The sequence below is a fragment of the Pseudomonas bharatica genome, from assembly GCF_048586865.1.
Taxonomy (GTDB): Bacteria; Pseudomonadota; Gammaproteobacteria; order Pseudomonadales; family Pseudomonadaceae; genus Aquipseudomonas; species Aquipseudomonas bharatica.
This window is the reverse complement of the sequence record NZ_JBMAWR010000019.1, coordinates 12,900-26,451: the sequence shown is the minus strand read 5'-3', so window position 1 is coordinate 26,451 and position 13,552 is coordinate 12,900. Positions and strand designations below refer to the sequence as shown.

The window sequence follows — 13,552 nt, the reverse complement described above, 5'->3', positions numbered from 1 at the left end:
CACCAAGCGGGGGTCGGGAGTATGCTTGGGAAATTGCCTACAAGAAAGTCGGAAATCGGTGAAGTTTCCAGACATATGCAACAGAACTTGACCCGGCCATTGAGCGCGGCATCGGCAGCTCACCCCCGCAAATAAACCAGCAACCGCCCCAGCATCTCGTCACACCCGCGCAATTGCTCCAGGCTGACGAATTCATCCGGTTTGTGTCCCTGGTCCATGCTCCCCGGCCCGCACACCACGGTGGGAATCCCTGCCTGCTCGAAAAGCCCGCCCTCGGTACCGAAAGCCACGGTGCCGAACCCGTCGGAACCACTGAGCATCGCCAGCACCCTGGCCGCCTCGCTATCAGGCGCGGTGGCCAGCCCCGGATAGGCGCTCAGCGGTCGCAGGCTGACACCGGTAGCGGGCTCTACCGCCTGCATCTTCGGTACCAGTTCCGCCTCGGCAAAACGCTCCAGTTCATCCGCTACCACCTGCGCATCGAAGCCCGGCAAGGCCCGTACCTCGAAATCGAACTCGCATTCCGCCGGGACGATATTCAGCGCCCGGCCACCCTTGATCACGCCGGTCTGCACCGTGGAGAACGGCGGATCGAAGCGTTCGTCGTGCAGTTCGGGAGCGGCCAGGCGTTCGCCGATCTCGCCGAGCTTGCCGATCAGGCGCGCCGCATATTCGATGGCGTTCACGCCATAGGGTGCGTAGGCCGAGTGGCAGGCCGCGCCATGCACCTGGCAACGCATGGCCAGCTTGCCCTTGTGGCCGAGGACCGGCTTGAGCTCGGTGGGCTCGCCGATCAGGCACAGCACCGGCTTGTGCGGGCGCTGCTCCAGGGCGGCGAGCATCGAACGCACGCCGAGGCAGCCGACTTCTTCGTCATAGGAAAACGCCAGGTGCACCGGGGTGCGCAGCGGCGCGGCGACGAAGGCCGGGACCGCCGCCAGCACGCAGGCGATGAAGCCCTTCATGTCGGCGGCGCCGCGGCCATACAGGCGGCCGTCGCGCTCGCTCATGGCAAAGGGCTCGACCGTCCACGCCTGGCCGTCCACTGGCACCACGTCGGTATGCCCGGACAGCACCACACCGCCACGGTCCCGAGGGCCGATGGTGGCGAACAGATTGGCCTTGGTGCCCTCGTCGTTGAGAAACAGCTCGCTGTCCACGCCATGACTGGCCAGGTAGTCGCGGATAAAGGCGATCAGTTCCAGGTTGGAGTCGCGGCTGACCGTCGGGAAGGCGATCAAGCGCGCCAGCAGGCCACGGCTGTTCGCGTCATTCATCGCCCGGCACTCCGTAGCTCGGCGCGGCGGTGGGGTCGAGGGCGCGGGTCACGTAGTCCTGCATCTGCGGGCGGTAGGCCTGCCACAGGGCATCGAGCTGGCCGATGGGGTCTTCGTCGGCCCAGTCCACGCGCAGGTCCACCAGCGGCCAGGTCAGTTCCCCTGCCACCTTCAGCGCCGCCGAATGCACCAGGCCGGCCTCGCCACCGGCGGCCATGGCGGCGTGCATCGCGGCCAGCAGGCGGTCGGGAAGCTGGCCGTCGGCCTGTTCGAAGGCGCTGACCATGGCTTCGATCACGTGGCGCCCGGAAAGCAGGTTGCCCGCCGCCGCGCACTGCTCGCCGGCCACTGCATGGTGCACACCCAAGGCTTCGCTGCCGGTGAACAGCGCGACCCGGCCCTGGCTGTCGATCACCGTGACCTGGCGGTACTGGCTCCAACCGTTGGCGCCGAGCGCTCGCTCCAGGGCATCGGCAGGCGCGCTCTGCTCACGCTCGAGCAGATCGAGGATCTGCGGGCCGAGGGCTGGCAGGGTGATGTTCTGCGTCGACACCGCGCCGACGCCGGCACGCACCCAGGGGCAGCGGGCGCCGACGGCGATGCTGGAGGAACTGATGGCGATGCCGACCTGGCCGGTTTCGGGGCAGCGGCCAATGATGGAGAAGGTCATGCAGGGGCTCCTTGAAGGTCTGGTTCAGAGAGCATTGTGGCTGGCCGCAGTGGAGCGGGAAATTCGCGGATTTATGGCTTGGGGGAAGGAAAAAACTGGCCTGGCCCCGCCAGGGCACCCACCCTCGGCTTTTTATCGCCAACCCCCAGTTATTAACTATTTTCGCCTTTTCCTGCGCTTCCCTAGTCTGGCCCCAGGCAACGGCGGTTCTCCGACCGTCCCCGAACACAACGCCTGGAGAAAGGGCAATGGGCATGACTTTGAACAACCTTGAAATCGATACCCTGGTGGTCGGCGCCGGACAGGCCGGGGTGGCCATGAGCGAACACCTGAGCAAGCTCGGCGTGCCGCACCTGGTGCTGGAGCGCAATCGCATCGCCGAAGCGTGGCGCACCGGCCGCTGGGATTCGCTGGTGGCCAACGGCCCGGTCTGGCACGACCGCTTCCCCGGCCTGGAATTCGACCTCGACGCCGACGCCTTCGCCGGCAAGGACCAGGTCGCCGATTACTTCGAAGCCTACGTGCGCAAGTACGACCTGCCGATCCGCACCGGCGTCGAGGTGAAAAAGGTCACCCGCAACGCCGATCGCCCGGGCTTTACCATCGAAACCAGCGAAGGCACGCTGCATGCTGCCCGCGTGGTTGCCGCGACCGGCCCGTTCCAGCGCCCGGTGATCCCGGCCATCGCGCCGAAGGATCCGGCGCTGCACCAGATCCACTCCGCCGCCTACTTCAATCCGCAGCAGTTGCCCGAGGGCGCGGTGCTGGTGGTGGGCGCCGGCTCTTCCGGTGTGCAGATCGCCGACGAACTGATGCGTGCCGGGCGCAAGGTCTATCTTTCGGTGGGTGCCCACGACCGCCCGCCGCGCGTATATCGCAACCGCGATTTCTGCTGGTGGCTGGGTGTGCTCGGCGAATGGGACGCGGAAATCATGAAGCCCGGCCGCGAGCACGTGACCATCGCCGTCAGCGGCGCCCGCGGCGGCCATACCGTGGACTTCCGCGCCCTGGCCCACCAGGGCATGACCCTGGTCGGCCTGACCCAATCGTTCCAGGATGGGGTCGTGCGCTTCCAGGACAACCTGGTGGACAACATCCGTCTCGGCGATGAGAACTACCTGGCGCTGCTGGACGCTGCCGACGCCTACATCGAACGCAACGGCCTCGACCTGCCGGAAGAACCGCAGGCCCGCATGCGCCTGGCCGATCCTGAATGCATGACCCGGCCGATCCTCGAACTGGACCTGGCCAAGGCCGGCGTCACCAGCGTGATCTGGGCCACCGGCTACGGCCTGGACTTCAGCTGGCTGGCGGTGGATGCCTTCGATGCCAACGGCAAACCCAGGCACCAGCGCGGCGTGTCCAGCGAGCCCGGCGTTTACTTCCTGGGGCTGCCATGGCTGTCGCGCCGTGGCTCCTCGTTCATCTGGGGCGTGTGGCACGACGCCAAGCACGTGGCCGGGCACATCGCCACCCAACGCACCTACCTGGCCTACCGCGACAAGGCTCAGCGCCAGTCCGCCGCCGCTACCGAATCGTCTGAAAACGCTGCTCTCGAAGGAGTCAACTGATGCCAACCCATACCCGCATCCGCATGTTCAACACCAAGGCCACCTACCCCAACCAGACCCTCGACAACGACCTGTGCCAGGCCGTACGTGCCGGTAATACCGTGTACGTACGGGGCCAGGTGGGGACCGATTTCGAAGGCAACCTGGTGGGCCTCGGCGACCCGCGCGCGCAGGCCGAACAAGCGATGAAGAACGTCAAGCAACTGCTGGAAGAAGCGGGTTCGGACCTGAGCCATATCGTCAAGACCACCACCTACATCACCGACCCGCGCTTCCGCGAACCGGTATACCGGGAAGTGGGCAAATGGCTCAAGGGCGTATTCCCGATCTCCACCGGCCTGGTGGTGGCCGGGCTGGCGCAGGCGGAGTGGTTGATGGAGATCGATGTGATCGCGGTGATTCCGGAGTAAGCAAGACCGCAAGACCATGCACCCTCCTGTGGGAGCTGGCTTGCCAGCGATGAGGCCCGACTGGACAACATCTTTGTTGTCGACGGCCAAATCGCTGGCAAGCCAGCTCCCACAGGGTTTTGGGCCAGCCGATTCAGGAAAGCCCGGAGAGCTCTTCCCTGCAGAAATCCACGAACAACTGCGCCGGCCGGGTCAACTGCACCCGCTTCAGCTTGGCCGTGACCAGTCCGGACAGTTCCACCGGCTCGGCGATGTCCACCGCCACCACTTTCTGCCCGTCATAGGTGCATTCCGAGCTCGGCCGGGTGACCAGCAGCGAGAAGCCGAAACCCTGCCCTACCATGCCCCGCACCATCTCGATCGACGGCGAGCTGAAGACGATGTTCGGGGTCAGCCCGAGGTCGTTGAACAGGCTGACGAAGTAGGTCCGGCTCGGCGCGACGTCGAGCAGGATCATCGGCTCCGGACACAGGTCGCGCAGTGATACCTGGGCCTGGCTGGCGAAACGATGCTTTTGCGGCAGCAGCACATAGGGCTTCTGCGGCGGCATCAGCGGTTCGGTCTCGATGGTGTTGTCCAGGTAGTGGTCGTACAGGAAGGCCAGGTCGAACGCCCCCGAGGTCAGCCCCTGCACCAGCTCCTGCTGCTCGCCGTCGCGCATGCGGATGTCCACGCCGGGATAACGCTCGCGGAACCCGGCGATCAGACGCGGCAGGTACAACGGCGCGACGGTTTCGAATACGCCGATATCGATCTGCCCGGCCACGGTGTCGTTGTCGGCCAGGGCGTTCTGCTCGAACTCCCGGGCCATCTGCAGCAGCGACTTGGTCTTGGCGTAGAAGCGCTTGCCACTGGGGGTCAGCGAGACGCCCTGGGCGTGATGGCGGATGAACAGCTGCACGCCGAAGCTCTCTTCCAGGCTCTTGATCGCCGTGGAAATCGACGGCTGGGCGATGTACAGCTGGCGCGAAGCCTCGGCAACGCTGCCAGCCTCCACCGTGGTGACGAAATACTTGAGTTGTCGCAGGGTGTAGGACGCCACGTGAACTTCTCCTGGCAGGTTTACCCATCACCTTACCCTAGCAGTGGAAAACCCCGACCGAGGTTTTTCCTCTGCCCGGACCATATTTTTCCTTGGCCTCACTTCCAGGCTTCACGCTCGAAGAAGGCACGCAGGTGTTCGATGAAGAACGACACCTTGGCCGACAGGTTCAGGCGCTCCAGGTACACCGCATAGATATCGGCAGGTGGTGTCTCGTAGTCGCCCAGCACCTCCACCAGCTCACCGGAACGCAGGTAGCGCGCCAGGTTCCACTCGGCCCGCATCAGGATGCCATGCCCCTCCAGCGCCCAGTTCAAGGCGACTTCGCCATCGTTGGTGCTGAGCCCGCCGCGCACCTTGACCGATTCCGCCTGCTTGCCCCGGCTCAGGCGCCAACTGCCGAAGGCGGCGTCGTTCTGGCGCAGCACGATGCAGTGGTGGCTGGCCAGGTCCCTGGGGGTTTCAGGGGTGCCGCAGCGCGCCAGGTAGGCCGGCGCGGCACACAGGCGCCGACGGTTGCTGGCGATCTTGCGCGCGATCAAGCGCGAGTCCGGCAGGTCGCCGAAGCGGATCGCTACATCGATGGCATCGTCCGGCAGGTTGATCGGCCGGTCGGTAAGTTGCAATTGCACCTCCACTTCCGGATGCCGCTGGACGAAGGAAGAAATCGCCGGCCCCACGTGCGTGCGCCCGAAGCCCAGCGGCGCATTGACCCGCAACAGGCCCTTGGGCTCGGCCCGGCTGCTGGAGACCTGGCGCTCCATTTCCTCGATCTCGCCGACGATACGCTGGGCGTTGACCAGGTACAGCTCGCCCTCGGCGGTGAGGCTGATGCTGCGCGTGGTGCGGTTGAGCAGACGCACGCCCAGGCGCTGCTCCAGCTGGGCCAGGCGCTTGGAAACCGCCGGCGGGGTCAGGTTCAGCTCCCTGGCCGTCGCCGCCAGGCTGCCAAGGCGCACCAGCTGGATAAAGAAGGCCAATTCCGAGACCGGACTCATTAGTAACCTCAGGTAAACAATGAAGTGAAATTCATTGTATTACCACGTTTCAGAAAAACCTTTAACTTTCCCTCCCGTGATTACCCACACGAAACCTGGGCTATCCCGCCGCTGCGACTTGCCTGGTCGCAGCGGCGCGACAAGCCCGGCCGACAAGAAAAAATCCGACTCACAACAATAAAGCGGAGAAAAACGGCCATGAAAGTTCTAGGCAAGTTGTATGTGCAGGTCCTGATCGGCGTCAGCCTCGGTATCGCCCTCGGGGTGTTCTGGCCCGAAGTCGGCGTCGATCTCAAGCCCTTGGGCGATGCCTTCATAAAACTGATCAAGATGGTCTTCGCGCCGATCATCTTCGCCACGGTGGTGCTCGGCATCGCCAAAATGGAAAACATGAAGGAACTGGGCCGGGTCGGCGCCCGCGCCCTGATCTACTTCGAAGTGCTGTCCACCTTCGCCCTGGTGCTGGGCCTTGTGGTGGTCAACCTGGCGCAGCCCGGCGTGGGCATGAACGTCGACCCGGCGACCCTGGATACCAAGAGCATCGCCAGCTACACCTCGGCAGCAGCGGCCGGCTCCGGCAGCTTCACCGACTTCCTCCTGCATATCATCCCGGCCAGCGTCACCGACGCCTTCGCCAAGAACGAGATCCTGCCGATCCTGCTGTTCTCGACCCTGCTGGGCATCGCCCTGGCCCATCTGGGCGAGCGCGGCAAACCGGTGGTGGACGTGCTGGAAAGCTTCTCCCACGGCATGTTCCACATCGTCGGCATGGTCATGCGCGTCGCCCCGCTGGCGGCCTGCGGCGCCATGGCCTTCACCGTCGGCAAGTACGGCCTGGGCTCGATCGTGTCCCTCGGCAAGCTGATGGCGACCATGTACATCACCTGCTTCCTGTTTGTGGTGATCGTGCTGGGCTTCGTCGCCCGCCTGTCCGGCTTCAGCCTGTGGAAATTCCTGAAATACCTGAAGGAAGAACTGTTCACCGTGCTCGGCACCAGTTCCTCGGAATCGGTGGTGCCACAACTGATGGGCAAGCTGGAAAAGGCCGGCGTATCGAAACCGGTGGTGGGCCTGGTGATTCCGTCCGGGCTGACCTTCAACCCCGATGGCCAGTGCATCTACTACACCATGGCGGCGATCTTCATCGCCCAGGCCACCAACACGCCGCTGAGCCTGACCGACCAGCTCATCGTCCTCGGCGTGCTGCTGCTCACCTCCAAGGGTTCGGCCGGGGTGACCGGCTCCGGCTTCATCACCCTGGCCGCGACCCTGGCGTCGCTGGGCAGTATCCCGGTGGCCGGCATGGTCCTGCTGCTCGGCGTGGACCGCTTCATGTCCGAAGCCCGCGCCATCACCAACACCATCGGCAACGCCGTCGGCACCCTGGCCATCGCCAAATGGGTCGGCGCGCTGGACAGCGCCCAGCTCAACCGCGTCCTCGACGGCCAGCCCGAAGCCGAAGCACACCGTGCCGAGGCAGCCCCCGCGCTGCACAACAACCAGACCGTGACACCGGCGACCACCGCCAGCGGTGCATGACCTGCACCCGAACCCACCCGCCTTGTGATGCTGTAAGGAGATAAACCGTGGAAAGAGAAGAAGCCGTCCAGTCGCTCACCGATACCCTGGCGAAATTCACCGCCTACATCGGCAAGCGCCTGCCCAGGGACGTCAAGGCCAAGACCGCCAAGCTGCGCGCGGCGGAAACCAACCCCCTGGCCATCGCCGTGTACGACTCCATGGCCGAGAACCAGGACTATGCCGACAAGCTCAACCGCCCGAGCTGCCAGGACACCGGGGTGATCCAGTACTTCGTCTCGGCCGGAGCGCGCTTCCCGCTGCTGGGCGAGATGGAGAGCATCCTGGAGAACGCCACGAAGGAGGCGACCATCCAGGGCCCGCTGCGCCACAACGCCGTGGAGACCTTCGTCGAGAAGAACACCGGGACCAATACCGGCTCGAAGATCCCTTGGCTGGACTGGGAAATCATCCCGGATGCCGACTACGCCATCGTCGACGTGTACATGGCCGGTGGCGGCTGCACCCTGCCCGGCTCGGCCAAGGTGCTGATGCCCGGCCAGGGCTACGAAGGGGTGACCGAATTCGTCTTCGACGTGATCACCTCCCGCGGCGTCAATGCCTGTCCGCCGCTGCTGGTCGGCGTAGGTGTCTCTACTTCGGTCGAGACCGCCGCGCGCCTGTCGAAGAAAGCGATCCTGCGTGAAGTGGACTCCAGCCACCCGAACGAAAGCGCGGCGCTGATGGAAAAGCTGCTGGAAGAAGGCCTGAACGAAATCGGCATCGGGCCCCAGGGCCTGACCGGCAACAGCAGCGTGATGGGGGTGAACATCGAGTCCTCGGCCCGTCACCCTTCGACCATCGGTGTTGCCGTATCCACCGGCTGCTGGGCCCACCGCCGCGGCAAGATCCGCATCAACGCCGACCTGTCCTACGACATCCTTTCCCATGAAGGTGTAGTTCTGTGAAAAAGATCCTCAGCACCCCGATCAAAGACGAAGACCTGGCCGAGCTCAACGTGGGCGACGTGGTCTACCTCACCGGCCAACTGGTGACTTGCCGCGACGTCGCGCACCGGCGCCTGATCGAACTGGGCCGCGAACTGCCGGTGGACCTGCGCGGTGGCGCGATCTTCCACGCCGGCCCCATCGTCAAGAAGAAGGACGATGGCAGTTTCGAGATGGTCTCCATCGGCCCGACCACCAGCATGCGCATGGAGAAGTTCGAGAAGGAATTCATCGAGCAGACCGGCGTCAAGCTGATCGTCGGCAAGGGCGGCATGGGCCCGGAAACCACCACCGGCTGCCTGGAGAACAAGGCAGTGCATGCGGTGTTCCCCGGCGGTTGCGCGGTGCTCGCGGCCACCAAGGTGGAAGAGATCGAACGTGCCGAATGGCAGGACCTGGGCATGCCCGAGACCCTGTGGGTCAACCGCGTGCGCGAGTTCGGCCCGCTGATCATTTCCATCGATACCAAGGGCAACAACCTGTTCGAACAGAACAAGAAGCGCTTCAACGAACGCAAGGGCTCGGTGATCGAGAAGATCAACGCGCAGGTGCGTTTCATCAAGTAAGACCACGACCGACCGGTGCCCACGCAGCACCGGTCGGCCGTTCCCTTCTTTACAGAACAACGAGATATCGCCATGTATCCAGCCAGTCATCACGCACTGCGCGAGACCTTCCGTGGCCTGCTCGCCCGCCCGGCCTGCCAGCGTACCGCTTCGGTGTTCGACCCCCTTTCCGCGCGCATCGCCGCCGACCTTGGCTTCGAGGTCGGCATCCTCGGTGGCTCGGTGGCCTCGTTGCAGGTGCTGGGCGCGCCGGACATCGCCCTGCTGACCTTGAGCGAGTTCGTCGAGCAGGCCACCCGCATCGGCCGGGTGTCGCGCCTGCCGGTGATCGCCGATGCCGACCATGGCTACGGCAACGCGCTCAATGTGATGCGCTGTGTCGCCGAGCTGGAACGGGCCGGGGTCGCCGCCCTGACCCTTGAGGACACCCTGCTGCCGGCGCGCTTCGAAGAGCCGCTGTCGGAGCTGATCAGTGTCGAGGAAGCCGTCGGCAAACTGCGCGCCGCGCAGCGGGCGCGGCAGGACCGCAGCCTGGCACTGATCGCCCGGACCCATGCCGGGGTGCAATCCTTGTCGCAGGTTATCCAGCGCACCCGGGCCTATCAGGAGGCCGGGGCAGACGGAATCTGCCTGATCGGGGTGAGGGACTTCGAGCAACTGGAAGCAATCGCCGAAGGATTGCGGGTACCCCTGATGCTGGTGACCTATGGCAGCCAACAGGCCTGGGACGAACAACGCCTGACCGGACTCGGCGTGCGGATCGTGGTGGACGGGCATGCGGCCTGCTTCGCGGCGATCAAGGCCACTTACGACACCCTGCGGGCGCAGCGCGGGCCGGATGCCGGCGCCGAGCTCAGGCCCGGCGAACTGGTGGCACGGTACAGCCGGGCCGAGGAGTACCTGGGGCTGGCGCGGGAATATATGGGGGTGATTGCCTGAGGGGTCTTGGGCTGTTCTTTCAGGTCTCATCGCCGGCTAGCCAGCTCCCACAGGTCCGGCGGTGCACGCGGTCACTGTGGGAGCTGGCTTGCCAGCGATGAGGCCTGAGAGACCACCACACACTTCAGATCAGATCACTTCCCGGGCCAGGGATTTGATCAGCGCGTGGTAAATGCCCCATCAGGGCCTTGAACAGCAGCATCCTCGCCTTCGTCATCCTGTTGAGTCTGCTGCATCCACGGGCCATCCCGCAGTCGCGCGTCCAGCCGTGCGGCTTCCTGCAGCAACGCCTCGCTGGCGGCACGAGCCTGGCGCGAGCGCCAGCCCGAGGTGAACCCCAGGCGCTGGACTTCGGCCAGCGCTTCGTCGAGGTCCTGCATACCACGCTCCTGTGCTTCGCAGGCCACCGCAATGGACATGCCGCGCTCTTCGATGCTGCTCGAGGCGGCGCTGATCCCGGCAAGGGCCAGGTTGGCGTCGTAGGTCTGGTCGCGCCCCTGGCGTGCCAGCAGGCGCACCTCGTTGCCCAGGTCGGTCCTGGCTGCCAGCGCCGTCCGGTCGACACTGCGCAACGCCATCAGGGTGGCACTGAGCCCCGCCTGGCCCTCCAGTGCCAGCTTCATCGATTGGCGTGATTCACTGCCGACCTGACGGGCATCCTCCAGCAACTGCCGACCCTCTACCTTGATCCGGGCAAAGGCGGTCAACGCCAGATCGAACTTGCGCTGCTGTTGTTGCAGGGCCGCGTCACACTCGTTGCTCAAGGCAACGACCTGGTTCGCCAATTGGCCCAGGTGCGCCAGGTCCTTGCGCATCAGCCCCAGGCTGTCGCTGGCTTCACCCTGCAGCACCCGCATGCCCTCGCGCAGCGCCCGCGCCTGCTCCTGACAGCGGGCCAGATGTGCGCGCTGGCGCAGGCACAGGTCCAGCAGGAGGACGCCAGCACAGGCGCCGAGAGCCGCGAACAGCCCCAGGAGCGGCTCCAGCAACAGGATGACCACAAGGATCAGGCAGTAGCGAAATGAAACGGTGGCTGGTGGCATGCGGGCAGAAGGTCCCTCAACGGCTGCGCAAACGTGTGCGTATCAAGTGTGGCGGCTTTTTTCCCGGGTTGCCGTGGTCCGCGCTGCCGGGATAAACAAAAAGCCTGCGCGGATAAACGAAAGCCTTCAGAGCTGCTCGCGATAGCGTCCCGGCCCCATGCCGAACCAGCGCTCGCAGGCCTTGTTGAAAGCACTTTGATGGCGAAAACCGACCTGGTAGGCAATCTGCTTGAAGCTCAGAGTGCTGTTGCGCAATAGCCGATGGCTGTCGCGCAGCCTCACCTCGTCGAGCAAACGCACGAAGCTGTGCCCCTCGCCTTCCAGGTTGCGACTCAGGCGCGGACCACTCATGGCCAGCACCTCGGCGACCCGGGCCAGGGTTACCGGACGCCCCTGGCCCAGTTGCTCGCTGATGACCGCCCGGACCTTCAGGCTGAGGCGATCGCCGCCCATCTGCGCCTGCCAGCGTGCCAGGTAGTCGCGATGTACTGCATGCAGCGCCGGATCGTGGCTGGCCACCGGCAGCGCGGCATCGGCATGGCTGAACAACAAGGCATTCTGCGCCGCGCCGTGCTGGATATGCTCACCATAGACCCGCCTTGCATCGGCGCTAACGGTGCACGGCGGATAGCTCAGTTCCGCGCGCAATGGCCGGATCGTCCGCCCCGGCACCAACCAGCACAGCAGGCCGACGGTGATCGCCGCCACCGCGTCGATGAACACCCGCGACAGTTCGCGCTGGCCAGTTCCGGTAGGCACGCCGACCAGGCGCACGCCGTCGCTGCGTTCTTCGACGAACAGGCAGAAACCGGTGCCCACCAAATGGTGATGCTCGGCCAGGCTCACCAGCACGCTCTTGATAGTCGGGCTGGACATCACCGCGTAGCCAAGTGGCCCGAGGTGGGCCGGGTGAGCATGCTCGAACGCGCGCAGGCCGATCCCCGGATCGCCGCCGAGCAGGCTGGCCTGGTCGAACACAGCGTCGAGGCTGGCCAAGGGGATGAAGGCAGGCGCGGACGGGTCCAGCAAGGGTTCGGCCAGGTGCTGGCACAGCTCGCGAACGGCGGGCTGGACACCTCCCAGCGCGGAGATCAGGGCGTTGGCAAAAGCCCGCGAAACGGTTGGCATGGACGAATTCCAGAAACGAATGGGTCAGGCATGTCCGGAGTCAGTCGTATGACCACCGAAAGCGCATTTGACTCAATGAATCGTCTTCCAGGACACAACCTTTAGTGGCGTAGGGGCTTTCCCGATAAGGCTTTCCGGGGTGCTAGGGGAAACCATCAAGTGGGTGGCGGGGTCGGGAAGTTATCGCATGACCTTGCGACACGCCCCCACAAAAGCACGGCATGCAGCGACAAGCCCCCACCCTCCTGCATCTGTAGGATAGTGATCCACCACCCTTTACCGCGAAACTCGATCCAGGCCCTGCCCCCTCCGGCCACCCCAAGACCCCTGACGAAACCAATAACAACAGTCGCACAGAGGTAGTTGCCCCATGTCCCGGCACGAATACAGTCCCGCCCGCCTGTTGCAGGCGTTCAGCAACATGAGCCTGGAGCTCCAGCGCCTGGCGCAGAACCAGGACCTCGCGAACTTCCACCGCCCGGCCCTGGACTGCATCGGCCAGGTGTTGCCCTTTGCCAGCGCGTGGTGGGGCCGCGCCGCATTGATCGACGGCTTGCCGGAAGAACACAGCTCCTACCTGCATGGGCTGCCCGCCAGCTACCTCCCGGACTGGCAGTCCATCCGCCATATCGACGTCACGGTCGGCCGGGTCCACGCCCATCCCGGGCAGTCGGTGATCATCGACATGCGCGACCCCGACAACGGCCCCGGCCTCAACTGGCTGGGACAGGCCTACGGCATCGGCGAGCTGCTGTGCGTGGTGCATGTCGATCCGCGCACCCTGTTGAGCGACCACCTGGCCCTGTACCGTGCCCCGGGCGCGCCGCGCTTCACCGAACAGGACCGGCTGATCCTCGATAACGCCATGCTGCACCTGGTCGCAGCGGTGTCGGCCAACCAGATCCGCACCCTGGTGACCAAGCGCGAGTCCCTCAGCCCGTCGCGCAACCTGGCGCTGGCGGTGTGCGACCAGCGCGGCACCCTGCAGTGTGCCGAGCGTGGATTCGTCGATCTGCTGCTGGGCGAGTGGCCGCAGTGGAGCGGCCCGCTGCTGCCGATGGCCGTGGACGGCCGCGGGCATGAGGGCAAGCACCTGCAGATCGAAGCCTCGGCGGTAGGCGACCTGTTTCTCCTCGCCGCCCGCCCCCGCGGTGCCCTGGCCCAGTTGAGCCCGCGGGAACAGGATGTCGCCATGGGCTTCGGCGAGGGCAAGACCTACAAGGAAATCGCCCGCGACCTGGGCATGGCACCCAACACCGTGCGCCACCATATCCGCGCCATCTATCACAAGCTCGGGGTCAACGATAAGACCCGCATCGCCCAGTTGCTGCATACCCCGCCCGACTGACCCCGGACGCTGATCGACCCTGACCGCCCGCCGAC

The 13,552-nt window shown here is 65.2% G+C and carries 13 protein-coding genes; 7 read left to right on the top strand and 6 right to left on the bottom strand.

What is annotated here, in order from left to right; genetic code table 11:
- Positions 1-119 precede the first annotated feature (119 nt).
- Entirely contained in the window at positions 120-1,277 is a 1,158-nt protein-coding gene (argE, locus tag ACKLLE_RS19815; RefSeq protein ID WP_420058836.1) for an acetylornithine deacetylase, read from the bottom strand.
- Positions 1,270-1,947 (bottom strand): DUF1028 domain-containing protein, encoded by a 678-nt coding sequence (locus ACKLLE_RS19810; RefSeq protein WP_420058835.1) that lies wholly within the window; start codon positions 1,945-1,947, stop codon positions 1,270-1,272. Before ACKLLE_RS19810 ends, argE begins: the two co-directional genes overlap by 8 nt.
- A 254-nt stretch (positions 1,948-2,201) precedes the next feature.
- Between ACKLLE_RS19810 and ACKLLE_RS19805 the strand changes: the two genes are divergently transcribed.
- Both ACKLLE_RS19805 and ACKLLE_RS19800 read left to right on the top strand, forming a co-directional pair.
- The gene (locus ACKLLE_RS19805; protein ID WP_420058882.1) at positions 2,202-3,518 is read left to right on the top strand and encodes a flavin-containing monooxygenase; all 1,317 of its coding nucleotides are present in this window, start codon (positions 2,202-2,204) and stop codon (positions 3,516-3,518) included.
- Positions 3,518-3,928 (top strand): RidA family protein, encoded by a 411-nt coding sequence (locus ACKLLE_RS19800; protein ID WP_064304083.1) that lies wholly within the window; start codon positions 3,518-3,520, stop codon positions 3,926-3,928. Before ACKLLE_RS19805 ends, ACKLLE_RS19800 begins: the two co-directional genes overlap by 1 nt.
- Before the next feature lie 133 nt (positions 3,929-4,061).
- Here the strand turns inward: ACKLLE_RS19800 and ACKLLE_RS19795 are convergent, their stop codons facing one another.
- Together ACKLLE_RS19795 and ACKLLE_RS19790 are read right to left on the bottom strand one after the other, a co-directional pair.
- Positions 4,062-4,970 carry a LysR substrate-binding domain-containing protein gene (locus ACKLLE_RS19795; protein ID WP_009407239.1) on the bottom strand — a complete coding sequence of 303 codons (909 nt, stop codon included), beginning with the start codon at positions 4,968-4,970 and terminating at the stop codon, positions 4,062-4,064.
- A gap of 98 nt (positions 4,971-5,068) precedes the next feature.
- On the bottom strand, positions 5,069-5,968 hold the full coding sequence (locus tag ACKLLE_RS19790; RefSeq protein ID WP_064304082.1) for a LysR family transcriptional regulator: 900 nt from the start codon (positions 5,966-5,968) through the stop codon (positions 5,069-5,071).
- A 198-nt stretch (positions 5,969-6,166) separates the two neighbouring features.
- On the opposite strand from ACKLLE_RS19790, the gene ACKLLE_RS19785 reads away from it, so the two are divergent.
- The 4 genes from ACKLLE_RS19785 (at position 6,167) to ACKLLE_RS19770 (ending at position 9,998) form a co-directional block, all read left to right on the top strand.
- Positions 6,167-7,507: a dicarboxylate/amino acid:cation symporter gene (locus tag ACKLLE_RS19785; protein WP_420058834.1), complete on the top strand. Its 1,341-nt coding sequence runs from the start codon at positions 6,167-6,169 to the stop codon at positions 7,505-7,507.
- A gap of 47 nt (positions 7,508-7,554) precedes the next feature.
- The gene (gene ttdA / locus ACKLLE_RS19780; RefSeq protein WP_009407248.1) at positions 7,555-8,454 is read left to right on the top strand and encodes a L(+)-tartrate dehydratase subunit alpha; all 900 of its coding nucleotides are present in this window, start codon (positions 7,555-7,557) and stop codon (positions 8,452-8,454) included.
- Positions 8,451-9,059 carry a L(+)-tartrate dehydratase subunit beta gene (gene ttdB, locus ACKLLE_RS19775; protein WP_009407255.1) on the top strand — a complete coding sequence of 203 codons (609 nt, stop codon included), beginning with the start codon at positions 8,451-8,453 and terminating at the stop codon, positions 9,057-9,059. The genes ttdA and ttdB overlap by 4 nt, the downstream gene beginning before the upstream one ends.
- A 72-nt stretch (positions 9,060-9,131) precedes the next feature.
- Positions 9,132-9,998 (top strand): isocitrate lyase/PEP mutase family protein, encoded by an 867-nt coding sequence (locus ACKLLE_RS19770; protein WP_009407258.1) that lies wholly within the window; start codon positions 9,132-9,134, stop codon positions 9,996-9,998.
- 158 nt (positions 9,999-10,156) lie between these two features.
- On the opposite strand, the gene ACKLLE_RS19765 is transcribed toward ACKLLE_RS19770, so the two are convergent.
- Together ACKLLE_RS19765 and ACKLLE_RS19760 are read right to left on the bottom strand one after the other, a co-directional pair.
- A complete protein-coding gene (locus ACKLLE_RS19765; RefSeq protein WP_420058833.1) occupies positions 10,157-11,041 on the bottom strand; it encodes a hypothetical protein in 885 nt (294 codons plus the stop codon).
- Between the two features lie 126 nt (positions 11,042-11,167).
- Positions 11,168-12,169 carry an AraC family transcriptional regulator gene (locus ACKLLE_RS19760; RefSeq protein ID WP_064304079.1) on the bottom strand — a complete coding sequence of 334 codons (1,002 nt, stop codon included), beginning with the start codon at positions 12,167-12,169 and terminating at the stop codon, positions 11,168-11,170.
- Between the two features lie 370 nt (positions 12,170-12,539).
- Here ACKLLE_RS19760 and ACKLLE_RS19755 point away from each other — a divergent pair, with 370 nt between their 5' ends.
- Positions 12,540-13,517, top strand: a complete 978-nt coding sequence (locus tag ACKLLE_RS19755) for a helix-turn-helix transcriptional regulator (RefSeq protein WP_420058832.1) — start codon at positions 12,540-12,542, stop codon at positions 13,515-13,517.
- Positions 13,518-13,552: the final 35 nt, after the last annotated feature.